This is a genomic window from Pseudoxanthomonas sp. USHLN014, from assembly GCF_037153335.1.
Taxonomy (GTDB): Bacteria; Pseudomonadota; Gammaproteobacteria; order Xanthomonadales; family Xanthomonadaceae; genus Pseudoxanthomonas_A; species Pseudoxanthomonas_A winnipegensis.
The window spans coordinates 178,599-195,812 of the sequence record NZ_JBBCKO010000004.1; the positions used below are offsets into that span (position 1 = coordinate 178,599).

Genomic DNA, 17,214 nt, shown 5'->3' on the forward strand with positions numbered 1-17,214 from the left:
CGCTTCTCTCGACTGATCGATTGGCGCATGCGCGTGTCGAGCTTCTTGGGAGGGGTGGCGGGCCGGCAGGGCGCGGCGCCTCGGCTCGCTGATTCCTGGAAGGCCGGCGTCTGGATGGAAAAGGCCTGAGTGGGTTTCATGCTGCGCTGCGAGCAGCTGTCTCTCAGATCGCGGCCTCGTTGTAGAGCGGAGCTTGCTCCGCTGCTCTTCGTTCGGTTCGCAGGGAAAGCCCCAGCGGAGCAAGCTCCGCTCTACAAGTGGGAGCCGGCGAGCACCAAGCGCGCCGCCGCGGTCCATCTTTCGAGCCGAAGCCCATGCGCTCAACGCGCGAGGCAGCGGGCGGAGGCCGCGCCTAGCGAGGCAGGATGCCGAGCGCCTTAAGGCAGGGCAGGATGCCCTGACCGAGGGATAAGCGGCCTCCGCCCGCCGGACCGCTGCCCTTCCGAAGCAACAACACGCACGCACCACGGTCCATCGCAACGTGATCCCTGGCTCAGGGAAACAACATTCGCCTGCTCAAGTCCCCGGCCGCGCCACAACCTTGGGCTCGTGCACTTCCTCGCCCGGCTTGGCGCGGCCGGCCATCTCCGCGCCGGCGTCGGGCGCCAGCTTGCGCATGGCGATCACCGAGCTGGCCGAGATCAGGCCGATGGTGAGGAAGGCGAAGGTGAAGTTGATCGGCACCCCGGTCGGCTGACCGGTCGCCAGGCTGGCCAGGCTGAGCGCATAGCCGCCGACCGTCACGCCCAGGGCCAGCGAGATCTGCTGGATCATCGCCGCCAGGCTGGTCGCCTGCCCCATGCGCGCCTGATCCACTTCCGAATAGATGATCGCGTTGAGGCTGGTGAACTGCAGCGAGCGGAAACAGCCGCCGACCAGCAACAGCGTCACCATCAGCAGATACGGCGTCCCCGGGCGGAAGAAGCCATAAGTCGCCAGCATCAGCGACGCCGCCACCGCGTTGAACACCATCACCTTGCGGAAGCCATAGCGCTTGAGGATGCGCGCCGCCAGCGTCTTCATGAACATCGCACCGGCCGCCGAAGTAAAGGTGATCGCACCGGACTGCAACGGATTGAGGCCGAAGCCCAGCTGCAGCATCAGCGGCAGGAGGAACGGGATCGCGCCGATGCCGATGCGGAACACCGACCCGCCCAGCACGCCGATGCGATAGGTCGGCAGCTGCAGCAGGCTCAGATCGATCAGCGGATGCGCGACCCGGCGCGCATGCCACAGGTAGACGCCCATCACCGCCCCGCCCACCGCCACGCAGCCCAGCGCCAGGCCGATATTGACCATGTGCCGGCCCAGCGTGGCCAGCCCGAACATCGTCAGCGCCAGCCCGACGCCCGACAGCGCGAAGCCCGTCCAGTCCAGCGGCTGCACCGGCTCCTTGAGCAGCGGGATATGCCGCCACGCCAGCCACATGCCCAGCGCGCCGATCGGCAGATTGATCAGAAAGATGAAACGCCAGTGGCTGTAGGTGGTGATCAGACCACCCAACAGCGGGCCCAGGATCGGCCCCAGCAGCGCGGGGATGGTCAGCCAGCTCAGCGCCCGCACCAGCTCGGCCTTGGCCACGCTGCGCAGCAGCACCAGCCGCCCGACCGGCACCATCATCGCCCCGCCCATGCCCTGGACGAAGCGCGCGGCGACCATCCATTCCAGCGAGGTCGAGGCCGCGCAGCCCAGCGAGCCGAGCAGGAACACCGCGATGGCCGTCATGAAGGTCGGCCGCGCGCCGAAGCGGTCGGCGACCCAGCCGCTGATCGGGATGAACACCGCCAGCGCCAGCAGGTAGGTGGTCAGGGCCAGCTTCAGCGCCACCGGCTCCACGCCCAGATCCGTAGCGATCGCCGGCAGCGAGGTGGTGATCGCCGTGGAGTCCATGTTCTCGATGAACAAGGCGGTGGCGACGATCAGCGGCAGCAGGCGTTCGGGCTTCAATGGACCGGTGGGGCGACAGCGGGAGCGGTGATTTTCGCTCAAATGCCCTTGCTCGCGCGTGAGCCGCGGCCCGGCGGGCCCCAGGCCCGGCCCACTGACCGGCACTCGCCGACCTCAGACCTTGCCGTACCAGCGCGCGATCGCCGGCGACAGCCGATCGGTGAGATCGATGTCCAGGCTGCGATAGCCGTCCAGCACATCGCCCAGCGCCCGCCCGGCCGGCGTGTGGGCGATCAGGCCCTCGCGTTCCTCGACGCTGAGCTGGGCATCGGCCCAGTCGTGGAGCCGGTCGATCCGCGACAGGGCCGCCGCCCGCAGCCAGCCGTGCAGCGGCAGCACGCGATAGCCGCCCTGCGCCAGCTCGGCCACGTGCGTGGCCAGCGGCGCGGCCACGCCGCGGAACCACTCGGTCTGGCCGCCGGCCGCATCGCGGATGGTCAGCGGCATCGGGGCGCGATGGGCGCGCAGCGGCCCGCGCAGCCGCAGTTCCAGGTCGCGCGCATCGCGGACGGTCTCGGTCTCGATCAGCACGCCGCTGTGCAGGTCGAAGAACTCGAACCAGCGTGGATGCAGCGCGCCGATCCGCCCCAGCGGATCGCGCGAGAACCCGATCTTGCAGAAGTCCTCCCAGGCGCACGGAAAGACATAGGTGAAGCAGCGCCCGTCGATCCGGACCGCCGCCTCGGCGGCGCCGCTCATGACGCGGCGCGCTGCAAGGCAGCCTGCGCCGGCGCTTCGGCCGCCTCATCCGGCGCCGGCTCCCAGCCGAACACGCTGCGTCCGCCATAGCGGTGCGACTGGCGGCGCTCCTCTTCCAGGTACGCCGCCAGCGACGGACCTTCGGCCTTCGCCTCCAGCTGCCGCGCCTGCGCATCCAGGCGGCGGATCGCCTCGAGCTTTTCCTCATTGCCAAGCCGGGCCTGGCGCACGGCGGTCTTGAGCACGCCGATGGTGTGGTCCAGCACCTGGGTCGGCACCGGGAAGGGATGCCGGTCCTTGCCGCCATGGGCCAGCGAGAACCGCGCCGGATCGCTGAAGCGGCACGGCGTGCCGTGCAGCACCTCGGCAACCATCGCCAGCGAGCGCACGGTGCGCGCGCCCACGCCGGGCACCTGCAACAACGCGGTGAAGTCCTTCGGCCCCTGCTCGGCGGCCGCGGCCAGGCTGCCGTGCAGCCGGCGCAGGACGATGTCCTGCGCGCGCACATCGTGATGGTCCGGCAGCGACAGATGCGGCTGCGCGGCCGGATTCCAGGCCTGCGGATCGCGTGCCTCCGCCGCCGGATCGGCGAACAGGTCGCCGGTGACGGGCAAGGCGGCCTCGGTCCGCGCGCGGGCCACGTGCTTGGCCGTGGCCGCCGACGGCGTCGCCAGGCGTCCGTATTCGCGCGCGATCTCCTGCGGGCTCAGCGTCTGCAGCAGCGAGACCTGCGCCGCCCGCGCGCCGGCGGCGCGGCGATCGGCCAGGTTGACGATCGCACCCTGGCGCGGGCCCTCGATGGCCGCGTGCGGCGCATCGACGAAGTCCTTCAGCCCTTCGGACAGCCAGTGATAGCGACGCGCCTGCCTGCTGGCGGTGTTCATGCCCTGCTGCACCACCACCCACTGGCCGTCGTCGCCGACGATGAAGCCGTGCAGGTACAGGTCGAACCCGTCCTGCACCGCCGCGCTGTCCACCTTGGCCACAAGCCGGCTGGCGCGCGCCAGCGCCGCGCCGTCCACGCCGGTGCGCTCGCCCACCGCCAGCAGCTCGTCGGGCGTGGCGCGCGAATGCCGGCCGCGCCCGCCGCAGACATGGATGCCCAGCTCGCCCGACAGCGGCGTCAGCCCGCGCTTGAGCGCGCCGATCACGCTGGTGGTGATGCCGGAGGAATGCCAGTCCATGCCCATCACCGCGCCGAAGGACTGGAACCAGAACGGATGGGCCAGCCGCCGCAGCAGCTCGTCGCGCCCATAGGTGTGGACGATGGCCTGGCACATCACCGCACCCAGCCGGGTCATGCGCTGGCCCAGCCACGCCGGTACGCGCCCGCCATGCAGGGGAAGATCGGCGCTGCCGCCGCGTCGGGTCATGGAACCTGCCTCACCGCACCAGCCTGCCACGCGCCCATCTCAGCGCGTGAGACCGCTAAAGCAGCTCGGACACGAAGTACGCCACGAACGCCAGCAGCAGGAGGACACAGCCCGCATACGCGAGCCTGCTTGCGAGCGATGCGGGGCCGGTCATGACCTGTGCGTCGGGGAACGACAGGCTGATCGCACGCAGGGTGCTGAGAAACCCCGCCGTCGCGGCGATCACGCGCAGCCAGTCGTTGCGCAGCCAGGCATGCACCAGGGCCTCGATGCTTGCCTGATCCTGCAGCGCGCCGGGCGCGCCCTTGGCGATGGCCCAGAGCGCGGAATTCATGGGCCAGAACGACGCCACGGTGAAGACCAGCACGACCAGGATCGTCAGCGCCGATGCCAGCAGCCAGCGGCGGTAGCGCATCGGGGTACGCCAGCCGGCGAAGACCGCGATCCACGTGGCGACCAGCAGCAAGGCCGAGGGCGGAATGAAGAAATCACCGGTATTGACCGGATATGCGGCCCCGTAGGGCAACAGCCGCAACGAGGCCGGCGGCGCCGCGCTCCAGGCGCCCGCCAGGACCACCAGGTCGAAGACCTTGGCCCCCAGCAGGACACCCCACGCGATCGCCGCAAACCAGAGCGCGCCACGGACGATCCTTTGACGCCACGGCGAAGCGGGCACCACGCTCGGGCTGGACATGCACGGTCCTTCAGGCTGCGGTGACCGCATCGTACCGGCCCCGGCGGCCTCGGCATCGCCCGACGGTCGCCCCGCGGCCGCGCTACACGAAGCGCGGGATCGGCCCCAGCTGCGGCGTCTGATCGGGCAGATCGACCTCGGTCCTGTCCACGTAGCACCAGCCCCAGCCTTCGGGCGGGTCGTAGCCCTCGATGATGGGATGGCCTGTGGCGTGGAAATGCGCGCTGGCGTGGCGGTGCGGCGAATCGTCGCAGCAGCCCACGTGGCCGCAGATCCGGCACAGGCGCAGATGCACCCACGGGCTGCCGATGGCCAGGCAGTCCTCGCAGCCCTTGGCGCTGGGCGTGACCTCGGCGATGTCATCCAGATGCGTGCAACGGGACATGATGGCTCCTTCAGGGCTCTGCGGCAGGGCGCGGCTCCAGGGCCGCCAGGTATTGATGGATCTGCGCGACCACGGCCGCGCCCTCGCCCACCGCGGCGGCCACGCGCTTGACCGAACCGGCGCGCACATCGCCGATGGCGAACACGCCGGGCCGGTCGGTCTCCAGCAAGGCCGCGCCGTTGGCACCGGTGACCACGAAGCCGGCCGGGTCCAGCGTCACGCAGCCCTTGAGCCAATCGGTATTGGGGTCGGCGCCGATGAACAGGAACAGATACCGCAGCGAGCAACTGTGCGACTGGCCGCTCGTGCGATCGCGATAGGTCGCACCGGACAGCGCGCCCTGATCGTCGGCCTCCAGCGACAGCAGCTCGGTATTGGTGTGCAGCTCCACGTTGGGCAGCGCCTGGATGCGTTCGATCAGGTAGCTGGACATCGAGGCCTCCAGGCTCTGGCCGCGGATGACCAGATGCAGCTTCTTCACCTTCGGCGCCAGGTAGACCACCGCCTGCCCCGCCGAGTTGCCGCCGCCCAGCAGCGCGATTTCCTCGCCGGCGCACATGCGCGCCTCGATCGGGGAGGCCCAGTAGGACACGCCGCTGCCCTCGAAGCGCGCCAGCTGCGCGACCTCCGGCCGGCGATAGCGCGCCCCGGAGGCGACCACCACCGTGCGCGCCTGCACCACCTGGCCGTTGTCCAGGCTCAGCTGCAGCGGCGCATGCGGATCCTCGGCCTTGGCCTCGCACTGCAGCGTGCGCACATCCAGCGGCAGCGCCAGTTCCACGCCGAACTTCAGCGCCTGGTTGTAGGCGCGCCCGGCCAGCGCCTGGCCGGAGATGCCGGTGGGGAAGCCCAGATAGTTCTCGATGCGCGAAGACGCACCGGCCTGCCCGCCGATGGCGCGCTGCTCCAGCACCAGCACCGAGAGCCCCTCGGACGCCGCATAGACCGCCGTCGCCAGCCCCGCCGGCCCCGCGCCGACCACGACCACATCGTGGACCACCGCCGGATCCAGCTCCGGCGTCATGCCCAGGCAGCTGGCCGCGGCCAGGTTGGTCGGCCGCTTAAGCACGGTGCCGTTGGGGCAGATCATCAGCGGCAGTTCTTCGGCGTGGATGCCCAGGCGCTCGACCAGCGCCTGGCCCTGCGCATCCTGGGTCGCGTCCAGCAGTGTGTTGGGATAGCCGTTGCGGGTGAGGAAGCCCTGCAGCCGCACCAGCTCGGCCTCGCCCGGCTGGCCGACCAGCACCGAGCCGACCGCCTCGCTTTCGATCAGGCCCACGCGGCGCAGGATCAGCGCGCGCATCACGATTTCGCCCAGCTCGGCCGCGCCGATCAGCAGGGCGCGCAGATGCGCGGCATCCAGGGGCACGGCCGTACAGCCCTGCGCACCGGCCACGCCACCGGCCAGCGAACTGCGCCCGGCCAGCTGGCTGACCTCGCCGGTGAAGCTGCCCAGGCCGTGCTCGTGGATGACCTCCTCATGGCCCAACCCGTCGCGACGCGACACGACGATGCTCCCCTCCAGCACCAGCCAGACCGGCGCCGGGTGGTCGCCGACGGCAAACACCTCCTCGCCCGGCGCGAACCGCCGCAGCGGGCCGCTGGCGAACCGCCGCGCCGTGGCCAGCTGGGCCGCATCCAGCGCCGGGTACATCTGGTGATGCCGGGTATCGATCAGTGCCATGCGAATGCTCGGTGTCAAGGCGGCAGACCCCCGCCGCCGAACGCCCTTTCTACCATCTTGGGTCGATCCGGGACTGCATGCCCGCGCGGCGCGGCGGACCACGCAAGGCAAGCCCAAGGCCTGCCCCCATCATGGCGCCGGAAAATTCAAAAACCCTCTGTAGAGGCGGAGCTTGCTCCGCTGCCCTTCGGTCGGGTCACCGGGGACGGCCTAGCGGAGCAAGCTCCGCTCTACAAGGTGGATACCACGGCCAAAGCAGGACATCCCGCGGATGCGGGGCGTCTTCTTCGATCATGCCGATCGAAGAGGCCGGGGATGACGCGCCGGCTCAGTACACCAGCGTCTGGATCGCGTGCGCGGGGATCTCCACCTGGGTGGACGCCTCACCGACATAGAGGTTGTAGGTGATCGCCTGGTCGCTGGCGTTCATCACCACCGTCGCGAGCTTGTTGTCGGCATTGAGGAAGGCCGTGGTCGTCAGATTGCTGCGGCTGCTGGCGGCACTCACGCGCTGGGCCTGCGGGCGGATGAACTTGGAGAAATGGCCGATGTACCAGTACGGCGGGGTGTAGATCAGCTCGCCGGTGCGCGTGTCGGCCTGCAGCGGGGCGAAGCAGTAGTTGCCCACGTGGTTGGGACCGCCGTGCTCGTCCAGCAGGATGTTCCAGTCGGTCCAGGCCACCGCGCCGCCGTTGAAGTCGTGGATCATCGAGGCGCCATAGCGCTCACCGTGGGCCCAGTCCTGGATACGGTCGAAGTCGAACTTCTCGATCGAGGCCTCGGTCAGCAGCAGCGGCTTGTCCGGATAGGCGCGCGAGACGGCCGCGACGTTGTCGTACATCGGGTCGAACCCGGCCCAGGTCTCGTACCAGTGGAAGCCCATGCCCCAGGCGTACTTGGCCGCCTCCGGGTCGTCGAACAGCACGTTGGCGCGGTGGACCATCATGTCGCGGTTGTGGTCCCACACGATGATCTTCTTGTCGCCATAGCCGGCCTTGGCCATGGTCGGGCCCAGGTGGTCCTTGAGGAAGTCGCGCTCCTGCTCGGCCGAGAACTGCATCGACTCCCAGATCTGCAACGCCATCGGCTCGTTCTGGATGCTGATGCCCCAGATCGGGATGCCTTCCTTCTCGTAGGCCGCGACGAACTTGGTGTAGTAGTTGGCCCAGGCATCGGCGTACTCGGGCAGCAGGTGGCCGCCCTTGAGCATGCTCTTGTTGTCCTTCATGAAGGCCGGCGCGCTCCAGGGGCTTGCGAACATCGGCAGCGTGCCGCCGGCCGCGGCGATCGCCTGCTTGATCATCGGGATGCGGTACTTGCGGTCGTGCGCGATGGAGAAGGTCTTGAGGTCCTTGTCGCCTTCCTTGATGTAGGTGTAGCTGGCGCTGGAGAAGTCCGAGCTGTGGATGGTGGTGCGGGCCCAGCTGTAGCCGATGCCGGCGTCCGGGTCGTAGTAGGCCTTCATGAACTCGGCCTGCTTGGCCTTGCTCAGCTTGGCGTAGGTCTCGGCCGCCGCATCGGTGATCGCCCCGCCCACGCCCATCACGGTCTGGAAGCGCCGGGTCGGGTCGACGAAGATCGAGTTCTCGCGCTCGGTAAGGGCGTGGCCGGGCTGCAGGGCAGCCGCCTCGCTGCGCACCATCTGCGCGGGCGCGCCCGAGGCCGAGGTGTAGACCGTCACCGCGCCGCCGCTCGGCGTGTAGGCCGCGCTCGTGACCTCCGCCCCCTGCGCACCGGCCGCCGCCAGCAGCGCGCCCATCAGCGACACCCGCATCGTCTGTTTCATCGTGCCCTCCCAGGCGAATCGAAATCCCCGCAAGCATACGCGTCCCGGCCGGCGCGCCCTTCATCGAGCGCGCTCTTGGCGGTGCGCTCACTTGCGCGAGCGCAGCATCGCCTCACCCACTACAAGGACTTCCACCATGAGCACCCCTGCCCGCTCCGACCAGCTGATCGGCGACGATGTGGTCCGCACCCTGGCGCAGCAGCCGGACATCGAGGCCGGCGAGATCCTGGTCGAGATCCAGGACGGCCAGGTCACGCTGACCGGCAACGTGCCCGAGCGCGACATGAAGCAGCGCGCCGTGGCCTGTGTGCGCCAGATCGAGGGCGTGGTCGGCGTGCGCGACCTGATCCGCTACGACGACGGCAGCGCGTCCTTCGGACCGCCGGGCCGGGCCGTGCGGGATGGGGACCATGAAGGGGGTCCGGGATCGGCGGCGGAGGCTGATCTGCGCGAGGATGGCTGATAGATCCGGACAACCCCTCGGAAGCATGAGCTTCGCCCGATCCAGGGAGCACTGCGTCTGAGCGTCGGAACTTCGGTGGGGGCACGTCAGGTCATAGGGCTTCGGGTCGCAGGGGGTACTCGAACCCCCTGCCTCGCGCGCACCACGATCAGTGACAGGAAACTATCGACTTGAGGCCCCCTCCCTTTCGCCATAGGCGAAGGGGAGGGCTGGGGAGGGGTCGAGGCTTTCCCGGTCAAACCACCGCAAGCGAAGAGCAAAAGCACCCCACCCCGGCCCTCCCCTGCGCTGTCGCGCAAGGGAGGGGGCAGAGCGCTGCCCCATGCCTTCGAGTTGGAAGAAGGCCTGATCCATCCGCCGCAGCGCCTCGACACGGCCGGGCACGCGAAGCGCGGGCCAAGGATGGCCCGCGGCGGCGAGTCCGCCATGGAGGGCGGACCGAGCCGAGGAGCCGTGCCCGCCCGGGTCGAGGCCGCTTGCCGAAGGAGCGCTCACGGACCACAAGCGGCGTGGCGCACATTCACGCACTTCACCAAGTGGCCCGCATGCCCGCACCCCGGCGAGGGACAAAAAAAGAAGCCCCGCATCGCGGGGCTTCTTCCTGCCTGCACGCCTCAATCCTTGGCATGCCTCAGGCGACGCTTACTTCTGCTGCTTCAACCACGCCACCACCTGCGGACGGCGTTCGGCCTGCAGCTTGACCCGGGTCTGGATGCTGGTCATCACCGTCTCGGCCGCGCGGCGCGAGGTCGGGGCGATGTACTGGTCGGCATAGGCCTTGATCTTGTCCACCATCTTCAGATCGTCCGCACTGCTGCCCAGGCCCGGGTAGTAGCGCGCACGCGAGGTGGAATCGACCAGCGTGTCGACCTTCTCGCGATGGCTGACGGCAAAGTCGAACGCCAGGTCGGCATGCTCCTGGGACACCGCGCCGATCATGCTGGCGGCGTTGGTCGCCCCCGGCTCATCGGTCAGCGCCATGTCCAGCGCACGCTGGGCCAGCACCGGGTCCTTGGCGTAGGCCAGCAGCGAGTAGTACTGGTCGCGCACCATGGACGAGGTCTCCTTCTTGGCCATCGCGTGCAGCGTGTCCCAGGTGGCCGCGTCGGCATTGCGCGCGACGATGCCCAGCACCGTGCGGCGCAGATCCGGCGAGAGCGACTTCGGGTCGGCCTGGAAGGCCGCGAAGCGGCGGCGCGCCTCGGCGATCACCTGCGCATCGCCCATGTTGCTGAGCACGCCGATCAGGCTCGAACGCAGCTGCTTGACCCGCGCCGGATCGCCCGCGCGGTTATCCCAGCCCAGCTGCTGGAACTTGGGCGACAGGCGCGCGATGGCGTACTTGCGCCACGCCGCCTGCTGCTTGGCATCGCCGTCGAACAGCCCATCGACGCCGCCCAGCACGCCGGCCACCTGCAGCCACAGGTCAGGCGAGGCATCCAGCGGCACCTTGGCGGTCAGGTCCAGCTGGTCGGCGACCGGCTGCAGGCCGACGCTGGACAGCGCGCCGGCGTCCATGATCACGCCCAACTGGTCCACCACCGGCAGCGTGGAGAACTTGGCGCTGAGCGCCTGAAACATCGCCGGCGCATACAGCGTGCGGTAGTAACCCTTCTGCCCGGCGTTGATCACCACCGGCTGCTGGCAGCTCGGCAGCGTCACGCGGGCGCTGCCGTTCTGCACCAGCACGCGCGTTTCCTTGCCGTCGGCGCCGCGCAGGGTCACCGGCACGTTCCAGCGCAGCGGCGTCTTGTTGGGGCGGTCCAGCGTGAATTCGCCCTGCTCCAGGGTGACGGTGGTGCTGTTGCTGGCGCAGACCGCATTGGCCTTGATCAGCGGCACGCCCGGCTGCAGGGTGAAGTCGTGCGCGACCTGGATGAAGTCCTTGCCCGGCGCGGCCTTGTCGACCTCGCGCCACAGCTCGTCGGTGACCGCGTTGCCGTAGGCGTGGGCCTTGATGTAGCTGCGCACGCCGCTGCGCCAGTTGTCCGAGCCGACATAGTCCTCCAGCATGCCGATCACCGCCGAGCCCTTGCCGTAGGTGATGCCGTCGAAGGCCTGGCTGGCCTGCTCCACCGTGGCCACGTGCTGCACCACCGGGTGGGTGGTGGCGTAGGCGTCGCGGCCCATCGCGCCGCGGCTGGTGTAGGCCGCCTCGGTCTTGTCGATGTCCCATTCCGGATGCAGCTTGGCCGTGGTGCGGCCCTCCATCCAGGTGGCGAAGCCCTCGTTGAGCCACAGGTCGTCCCACCACGCCATGGTCACCAGGTCGCCGAACCACTGGTGGGCGATCTCGTGCGCGGCGGTGGTGAACACGCGCTGCTCATCGTTGACGTTGGACACGGCCGGGTCCAGCAGCAGCGAGTACTCGAAGGTGAAGATCGCGCCCCAGTTCTCCATCGCACTGAAGAACTGGCTCTGGCCGGGCGCGGCGATGTTGTCCAGCTTGGGCAGCGGATAGTTCACGCCGAAGTAGGCGTTGTATTCCTTCAGCACGTCGCGCCCGGACTCCAGCGCGAACTTGGCCTGGTCCACTTTGCCCTTCTGCGCGATCACGCCGATTTCGGTGCCGTTGGGCCCGGCCAGCGTGGCGCGGTCGAAGTCGCCCAGGCCGAAGAACAGCAGATAGGTCGACATCTTCGGCGTGGTGGCGAACACCACCTGCTTCATGCCGTTGCCGGCGTCCTTGGACGAGGCGACCGGCATGTTGCTCACCGCCATCTGCGCGGCCGGCACGGTCACGGCGAGGTCGAAGGTGGCCTTGAAGTCCGGCTCGTCCCAGGACGGGATGAAGCGGCGCGCATCGGAATTCTCGAACTGCGTGTACAGCGCGCGCTTCTGGCCGTCGGCGGTGGCGTAATCCAGCGCGAACAGGCCATTGGCCTGGGTATTGATGATGCCGCTGTAGTCGATGGACAGCACGTACTTGCCCGGCGCCAGCGTCTTGTCGAAGGCGAAGCTCGCCGTCTGCGCGTCGGCATCGGTGCTGACCTTGGCGGTGAGCGGCTTGCCCTTGCCCGCGCTGAGCGTGCTGGTGCCGAAGGTCAGGTTGGCCGCCTGCAGCACCAGGGTCTGGGTCGGCTCCAGCACCTGCACATCGATCCTGACCTTGCCATCGAAGGTCATCTTGTCCGCATGCGGGATGATCTGCACCGCGTAGTGGCTGGGGCGCGCCGTGCGCGGCAGCTGCGTGGTCACCTGCGCGGCGCTGTCGGCGACCTGCGCGGCGGGAGTGGCCGGGGTGGACTGGGCCGACGCCGCCAGGCTCGTGCCGGCCAGGGCCAGCGTGATGGCGGTCACCAGGGTCTTGCGCATGCGGATTCCTTGAAGTGGCTGGCGCGTCCCCGCGCCGAAGCCGCGGATGATCCTCTCCCGCGCCGGGCCCGGCGCCCCCCGAAAGTCATGTCGGTTCTGACAGGTTCCCGGACCATGCCGTCTGGTGCACCGCCGCATGTCTGGCCCGCCATCGTCCGGCGCCGCGCCGGTGTTAGCGTGCGCGCCGGACGCCCATCCCCGGCTTGAAAGGCCGCCTGCATGCCATCGTTCCGTCTTGCCCTGCGCTCACTGGCCCTCCTGCTGGCCATCGCCCCCGCCCTGCACGCCCGCGCAGCCGATGCGCCTGGCCTGGAAGTGCCCATCCGCGAGGTGGTGCTCAGCGACGGCGTGCGCCGCTACGCCGTGACGCTCACGGTGGATGGCGTCCCGATCGAGGCACAGCTGGATACCGGCTCCACCGGCCTGCGCATCCTGGCGCCCGCCCTGTCCGACAAGGCCGCCAGCGCGCCTGGGATGCCGGTGCGCTACGCGTACGGCTCCGGGGTCGAGCTGCAGGGGCGCAAGGTCTCGGCGCAGATCGGCTTCCCCGGCGGTGTCGTCGGCGAAGTCCCCTTCCAGCGCGTGGAAGCGGTCGCCTGCGTGCAACGCAAGCCGGACTGCCCCGCCACGCGCGTGCCGGCTGCGGCGTACCGCATCGGCGGCGACGGCCTGCCCGGGCAAGGCTTCATGGCGATCATCGGCACCGGCCTGCATGACGATGCGGTCCCCAACCCGCTCACCGCCCTGGGCGTGCAGCGCTGGATCGTCGAGCTGCCGCGCGGCCCGCGCCAGACCGGGCGCCTGATCCTGAACCCCTCGCCGGAAGACACCGCCCGCTTTCGCAGCGTCAGGTTCATCGACGGCACCAACCAGGTGCCCGCCTGCCTGATCCGGCGTGACGCCCCGGCGCGCTTTTGCGGGCCGACGATGATCGATACCGGCGCCAGCGGCCTGCGCATCCAAGGCGCGCAAGCCGACGCCCTCTGGCCGAACGGCACGCCCGCGGACATTTCCCTCGGCGACGACCGAGGCGACGCCGCCGTCTTCCCCGTCACCATCGGCCTGCGCGAACAGGCCAGCGGCATGTTCGCCGCGCCCTACCGCGGCGGCAGCCGCACGATCACCCTCAACCTCGGCCTGGCCCCGTTCTTCCACTGGCGGGTGCTATTCGACGCCCAGGCCCGCACGCTCGGCGTGGCGGAGCGTTAGGCGCAAGGCATACCACGCGCAGCGTTCCGGTTACCGCGCGCCCGCTTCTGGCGATCCATAGCCTGCCTGCTTCTCCCGATCCATGGCGTGCCTATGTCTCGCGATTAACGGAAGCCGGCCTCCCCACAGCCCACCTTTTCGTAATCCCCGCAATCGTGAATGGGGATGCCTCCTTAAGGCCGCTGATCGACCATGGCCCGCAGACGCCGGAGGACGATGCCGGCCCGCCCGGAATCCGTGATCAGTCCAGGCAGCGCATTCACAAACGCCGGATTGCTCACCAGGCGGGCAAAGACCTCGGAGACGGTGCGGCGCAACTCCGACGGTGCTGCTGCCATCTCGGCAGCAAGTTCATCGCGTCCATCGACCACATTCAACACGTCCTCCAGATCGTGGCTGGCGAGAAAATCGCCTCCACCGCGTGTCGCGAAGGCCTCGAGCTTGGTCGCGACGAACGCCACTGCGGTCACCAGCCTGATGGAAAGGTGGCTGCTGACCCGCGCCGCACGCGCGGTCTCCACCGCGTAGCCGTACCAACGGTTGGAAAAACCCAGCACGCCCGGATCGACCGGCATCAGATCGAAGATCAGTCCCGTTGCACGATGAACCCAGCGGCAGACCACACCGCTCTCCATCTCTCTGATGAAGCCTTGCGCCTCCACGCGCGCCTCGAGGCGCCGGAATCCGGACCACTCCAGATCGACCACGGCATCCACGTCGTACGTCGCGCGCACGCGCTCTGCCAACGGGTCGGAAACCAGCAGGCCGACCACCGCGCCTCCAAGAAAGACGACCTGCTCGCGCAGATCGCCCAAGGCCTCCGCGATGACCCGCAACCGCGGAAGATTAGGATCGTCCTCAGGCCGCATCGCTCAGACCCAGACGCTGTTCCAGGTACTTCGCGGCCAGCGCGCGCTCGCGCGCGCGCCCGGCGCGCAAGGCATCCTGAAGCGCGAGGAGTTCGTGCAGGGCGGGATCCGCCAGAGCAGCCACGGGAGCACTGGCCGATAAGGGCGACAGCCCCGGCCCCTTGGACGTGCCCTCGGCGCTTGGCCAGACGGGTGCCTCGCCCGGCACGCTGGCGATGTCCCTCGAGAGCGGCAGCGCACCGAACGACGTGGGAATGCCGCGCTTGATGGCGCCTACCGTCGCCGGGAAGGCATAGCGCACCCCGTGCACCGCAAACTCGTACAGCGCGGTCCGCACGGTTTCCCACTCACCACGTCCCTTCTCCAGTGCCAGTCCGGAGGCAGCGGCACGCTTGACGCTGCGATGCACCTGAGAGGCGCTCATCTGCAGCGCCTCGCCCAAGGAGGCATACGTCCACAGCCGGCCGGCTTGCGCGACCTGCTTGTACAGCACGAGAAGATCCTGCGACTTGAGCTCCATCGGCGAGCGACTCATTCCATATTCCGGAATATGGAATATTGACCATAAGCCGTTGTTTTGCAAGCCCAGCTCCGGCAAACGGACCGAGCAGCACGTCGTACCCGCCTCTCCACCCCGGTTCATCGCCATGTGGTCTCCTTCCCTTACAGCCCACTTGTCGTCATCCCCGCGAAAGCGGAGCCTTCCTGCCCTGCCCCATTCCCTTGAGGCTCAGTGCATCCGTCCGCGTTCGTCGGCCTGCGCCACCGGACCCACCGCGTAAACCGCATGCGCCTCGCGCACCCGCGTGGGCGCTGCCTCACGCAGCGGCTGATGCTCGACCTGCCGCAGCAACATGCGCACTTCATCGACCGCAGCGCAGAGCGTGTCAGCCACATCGGGCGATGCATGCCCAGCCCGCCCGCTCGCATCGCAAACCGCCACCACCTTGGCATGGGCCGAGGCAGTCTCGATCAGCAGGTTGAGCCGGTCGATCTGCGCCAGCGTGATGCGGAAGGCAGCGCCTGCCGCATCCGGCACTTCATCATCAGCGGACGGAACATCAGCCGTATCGCCAGGGCACCGCGCCGGCCACGACAATGCCTCCAGCACCTGCCCCACCTGATCGGCCAACAGCTCCAGGCAGAACGCCACCTCGCCCATGCGCACCCCACGCCCGGCCGCGTCCTCTTCCGCCTGCGTGCGCGGCGCCAACAGCCGGGCCAGAAACCTGACGTGATCGCTCAAGCGCGCCAACCGCACCTGGCCCTCCACCGGCAGGAAATAGCCGGGGCCGTCTTCATCGTCCAACTGCGCGTACGACATCGGTGCCTCCTCGTTCCATGCAGGGAGCCGCCCGCCGAAAACGGCGGATGGGAAGTCGGGAGGCTAGAAACCGCTAACAGCCGGCGGGCTTATTCCCCTTGCGGGTGTTGTATTCGCCGCCCTCCCGACGCAGGCATCGCGTCGGTTGCGCCTGCAAAACATGCAGGCACAAAAAACCCACCGGTTTGTCGGAGGTGGGTACCGCTGTTAGGGGAGTTTCTAGGCTCCGTACAGCAAGACTGCTACTGAATTTTCGACGCGTCAAGATAATGCGAGATCAGATCAAGGAGCGCCGATCAACGGTCGCAATCGCCAAATGCTGTGCAGCTCAATACCAGATCACCGCATCCAATCCAGCGGCATCTGGCTCCACCTCAGCCGGCAGCGAATGGGCCACCCCATCGCGGATCCGCTCAGCCGTCCACAGCGCAGCCAGCGCATCGAGCACGTCGTCCGTCTTGGCCTCACGCGGCGGAACGGCTTGCAGCAGAGCCGAAATCGCCACCTCGCCAAACACAGCGGCAAGCAATGCGCTTCTGGCGGCAACGCCAGCAGGCGTGCGCTTGCTGGCGACGACACCCTGCCCCGCGCCACCGGCCAGCGCCGCGAACGACACCTCCGGATGCACCTCGCGCACCACGCGACGCGCCTGCGGGTCACTGCGCAGCAGCTCGTCCCATTCGCGGATCTTGGACAGGATGGCGAACGACTGAGCCCCAAAACCAACGACCGTCGATCGCGCGGTGGCGCCGCGACGCCTCCGGCTGGGTCTGCGCATCCAGGATCCCGCGCACCGGCGTCGAGAAGAGGCTGCAGGCGCGGCGACCGCCAACGAAACGCCGGGCCTCGCGCTCGGCCGGCCTGCCGCCGTGCTCGGACAGGCCAATCGGCACGTCCACCGCGATCACCGCGGCCTCGCAGTGCGCATCAACCAGCGCACCTGCATTGCCGTGGACACGCCACGCCAGGCCACCCTGCCCCCGCCACACCGCGATCCAGCCGGACCGGGCCCCGTCCACCCCGATGCACTGATCCATTCGCTGCTTCCTCCTCCGCCCGGCAAGCCGGCAGGCTCTTCTATACTGCAACGACGATTGCAGGCAAGGCACCACAACATGGACGGGGAACTCGAGCAACTGCAGGCCGAGCTGCGCCGCTTCGCCGCAGAGCGGGATTGGGGGCAGTTCCATTCGCCGAAGAACCTGGCGGCGTCGCTATCCATTGAGGCCGCCGAAGTGCTGGAGCACTTCCAGTGGCTGACCGACGCGCAGAGCAGCGCCCTGGACGACGAGCAGCGTCAACAGGTCGGCCACGAAATCGCCGACGTCCTGCTCTACCTGCTGCAGCTGGCCGACAAGCTGGGCATCGATCCCCTGGCCGCCGCCCGCGACAAACTGGCGATCAACGCCGCCAAGTACCCGGTCGACCTGGCCAAGGGCACCAGCAGGAAATACACCAAACTCTAA

At 68.8% G+C, this 17,214-nt stretch carries 15 protein-coding genes and 1 pseudogene; 3 read left to right on the forward strand and 13 right to left on the reverse strand.

The annotated features are described in order from the left end of the window. Nucleotides 1-516: 516 nt before the first annotated feature. The 7 genes from WFQ05_RS09920 to WFQ05_RS09950 all read right to left on the reverse strand — a co-directional run bounded on the left by WFQ05_RS09920 (nucleotide 517) and on the right by WFQ05_RS09950 (nucleotide 8,541). Nucleotides 517-1,947, reverse strand: a complete 1,431-nt coding sequence (locus WFQ05_RS09920) for an MFS transporter (protein ID WP_337053675.1) — start codon at nucleotides 1,945-1,947, stop codon at nucleotides 517-519. A 114-nt stretch (nucleotides 1,948-2,061) separates the two neighbouring features. Then, entirely contained in the window at nucleotides 2,062-2,646 is a 585-nt protein-coding gene (locus WFQ05_RS09925; RefSeq protein ID WP_337053676.1) for a GIY-YIG nuclease family protein, read from the reverse strand. Continuing rightward, entirely contained in the window at nucleotides 2,643-4,019 is a 1,377-nt protein-coding gene (locus WFQ05_RS09930) for a DUF763 domain-containing protein (protein WP_337053677.1), read from the reverse strand. The genes WFQ05_RS09925 and WFQ05_RS09930 overlap by 4 nt, the downstream gene beginning before the upstream one ends. Before the next feature lie 55 nt (nucleotides 4,020-4,074). Beyond that, entirely contained in the window at nucleotides 4,075-4,713 is a 639-nt protein-coding gene (locus WFQ05_RS09935) for a DUF1772 domain-containing protein (RefSeq protein ID WP_337053678.1), read from the reverse strand. 82 nt (nucleotides 4,714-4,795) lie between these two features. Next, nucleotides 4,796-5,098 carry a UBP-type zinc finger domain-containing protein gene (locus WFQ05_RS09940; RefSeq protein WP_337053679.1) on the reverse strand — a complete coding sequence of 101 codons (303 nt, stop codon included), beginning with the start codon at nucleotides 5,096-5,098 and terminating at the stop codon, nucleotides 4,796-4,798. A 10-nt stretch (nucleotides 5,099-5,108) separates the two neighbouring features. Beyond that, nucleotides 5,109-6,782, reverse strand: a complete 1,674-nt coding sequence (locus WFQ05_RS09945; RefSeq protein WP_337053680.1) for an FAD-dependent oxidoreductase — start codon at nucleotides 6,780-6,782, stop codon at nucleotides 5,109-5,111. 328 nt (nucleotides 6,783-7,110) lie between these two features. Then, nucleotides 7,111-8,541: a glycoside hydrolase family 30 protein gene (locus tag WFQ05_RS09950; RefSeq protein ID WP_337053787.1), complete on the reverse strand. Its 1,431-nt coding sequence runs from the start codon at nucleotides 8,539-8,541 to the stop codon at nucleotides 7,111-7,113. Between the two features lie 163 nt (nucleotides 8,542-8,704). On the opposite strand from WFQ05_RS09950, the gene WFQ05_RS09955 reads away from it, so the two are divergent. After that, nucleotides 8,705-9,031, forward strand: a complete 327-nt coding sequence (locus WFQ05_RS09955; protein ID WP_337053681.1) for a BON domain-containing protein — start codon at nucleotides 8,705-8,707, stop codon at nucleotides 9,029-9,031. A gap of 642 nt (nucleotides 9,032-9,673) precedes the next feature. Here WFQ05_RS09955 and WFQ05_RS09960 read toward each other — a convergent pair. Further along, nucleotides 9,674-12,346: a M1 family metallopeptidase gene (locus WFQ05_RS09960; protein WP_337053682.1), complete on the reverse strand. Its 2,673-nt coding sequence runs from the start codon at nucleotides 12,344-12,346 to the stop codon at nucleotides 9,674-9,676. 219 nt (nucleotides 12,347-12,565) lie between these two features. On the opposite strand from WFQ05_RS09960, the gene WFQ05_RS09965 reads away from it, so the two are divergent. Beyond that, nucleotides 12,566-13,555 carry a hypothetical protein gene (locus WFQ05_RS09965; RefSeq protein ID WP_337053683.1) on the forward strand — a complete coding sequence of 330 codons (990 nt, stop codon included), beginning with the start codon at nucleotides 12,566-12,568 and terminating at the stop codon, nucleotides 13,553-13,555. Nucleotides 13,556-13,728: 173 nt separating this feature from the next. Here the strand turns inward: WFQ05_RS09965 and WFQ05_RS09970 are convergent, their stop codons facing one another. The 5 genes and pseudogenes from WFQ05_RS09970 to WFQ05_RS09990 form a co-directional block, all read right to left on the reverse strand. Continuing rightward, on the reverse strand, nucleotides 13,729-14,424 hold the full coding sequence (locus WFQ05_RS09970; RefSeq protein WP_337053684.1) for a hypothetical protein: 696 nt from the start codon (nucleotides 14,422-14,424) through the stop codon (nucleotides 13,729-13,731). Beyond that, nucleotides 14,414-14,944: a MarR family transcriptional regulator gene (locus tag WFQ05_RS09975; RefSeq protein WP_337053788.1), complete on the reverse strand. Its 531-nt coding sequence runs from the start codon at nucleotides 14,942-14,944 to the stop codon at nucleotides 14,414-14,416. The genes WFQ05_RS09970 and WFQ05_RS09975 overlap by 11 nt, the downstream gene beginning before the upstream one ends. Before the next feature lie 210 nt (nucleotides 14,945-15,154). Continuing rightward, nucleotides 15,155-15,748: a hypothetical protein gene (locus WFQ05_RS09980; protein WP_337053686.1), complete on the reverse strand. Its 594-nt coding sequence runs from the start codon at nucleotides 15,746-15,748 to the stop codon at nucleotides 15,155-15,157. A gap of 328 nt (nucleotides 15,749-16,076) precedes the next feature. Continuing rightward, on the reverse strand, nucleotides 16,077-16,526 hold the full coding sequence (locus tag WFQ05_RS09985) for a DUF429 domain-containing protein (protein WP_337053687.1): 450 nt from the start codon (nucleotides 16,524-16,526) through the stop codon (nucleotides 16,077-16,079). 7 nt (nucleotides 16,527-16,533) lie between these two features. Continuing rightward, nucleotides 16,534-16,938, reverse strand: a pseudogene (locus tag WFQ05_RS09990) (DUF429 domain-containing protein); the annotation flags it as partial. Between WFQ05_RS09990 and WFQ05_RS09995 the strand changes: the two are divergent. After that, nucleotides 16,864-17,214, forward strand: a complete 351-nt coding sequence (locus WFQ05_RS09995) for a nucleotide pyrophosphohydrolase (RefSeq protein ID WP_337053688.1) — start codon at nucleotides 16,864-16,866, stop codon at nucleotides 17,212-17,214. The pseudogene WFQ05_RS09990 and the gene WFQ05_RS09995 overlap by 75 nt on opposite strands.

Bases quoted from the DNA above. Each gene is read 5' to 3' on its own strand.
- WFQ05_RS09925 (WP_337053676.1), bottom strand. From the start codon at position 2,646: ATGAGCGGCGCCGCCGAGGCGGCGGTCCGGATCGACGGGCGCTGCTTC.
- WFQ05_RS09930 (WP_337053677.1), bottom strand. From the start codon at position 4,019: ATGACCCGACGCGGCGGCAGCGCCGATCTTCCCCTGCATGGCGGGCGC.
- WFQ05_RS09935 (WP_337053678.1), bottom strand. From the start codon at position 4,713: ATGTCCAGCCCGAGCGTGGTGCCCGCTTCGCCGTGGCGTCAAAGGATC.
- WFQ05_RS09940 (WP_337053679.1), bottom strand. From the start codon at position 5,098: ATGTCCCGTTGCACGCATCTGGATGACATCGCCGAGGTCACGCCCAGC.
- WFQ05_RS09945 (WP_337053680.1), bottom strand. From the start codon at position 6,782: ATGGCACTGATCGATACCCGGCATCACCAGATGTACCCGGCGCTGGAT.
- WFQ05_RS09950 (WP_337053787.1), bottom strand. From the start codon at position 8,541: ATGGGCGCGCTGCTGGCGGCGGCCGGTGCGCAGGGGGCGGAGGTCACG.
- WFQ05_RS09955 (WP_337053681.1), top strand. From the start codon at position 8,705: ATGAGCACCCCTGCCCGCTCCGACCAGCTGATCGGCGACGATGTGGTC.
- WFQ05_RS09960 (WP_337053682.1), bottom strand. From the start codon at position 12,346: ATGCGCAAGACCCTGGTGACCGCCATCACGCTGGCCCTGGCCGGCACG.
- WFQ05_RS09965 (WP_337053683.1), top strand. From the start codon at position 12,566: ATGCCATCGTTCCGTCTTGCCCTGCGCTCACTGGCCCTCCTGCTGGCC.
- WFQ05_RS09970 (WP_337053684.1), bottom strand. From the start codon at position 14,424: ATGCGGCCTGAGGACGATCCTAATCTTCCGCGGTTGCGGGTCATCGCG.
- WFQ05_RS09975 (WP_337053788.1), bottom strand. From the start codon at position 14,944: ATGGAGCTCAAGTCGCAGGATCTTCTCGTGCTGTACAAGCAGGTCGCG.
- WFQ05_RS09980 (WP_337053686.1), bottom strand. From the start codon at position 15,748: ATGTCGTACGCGCAGTTGGACGATGAAGACGGCCCCGGCTATTTCCTG.
- WFQ05_RS09985 (WP_337053687.1), bottom strand. From the start codon at position 16,526: ATGCGCAGACCCAGCCGGAGGCGTCGCGGCGCCACCGCGCGATCGACG.
- WFQ05_RS09995 (WP_337053688.1), top strand. From the start codon at position 16,864: ATGGACGGGGAACTCGAGCAACTGCAGGCCGAGCTGCGCCGCTTCGCC.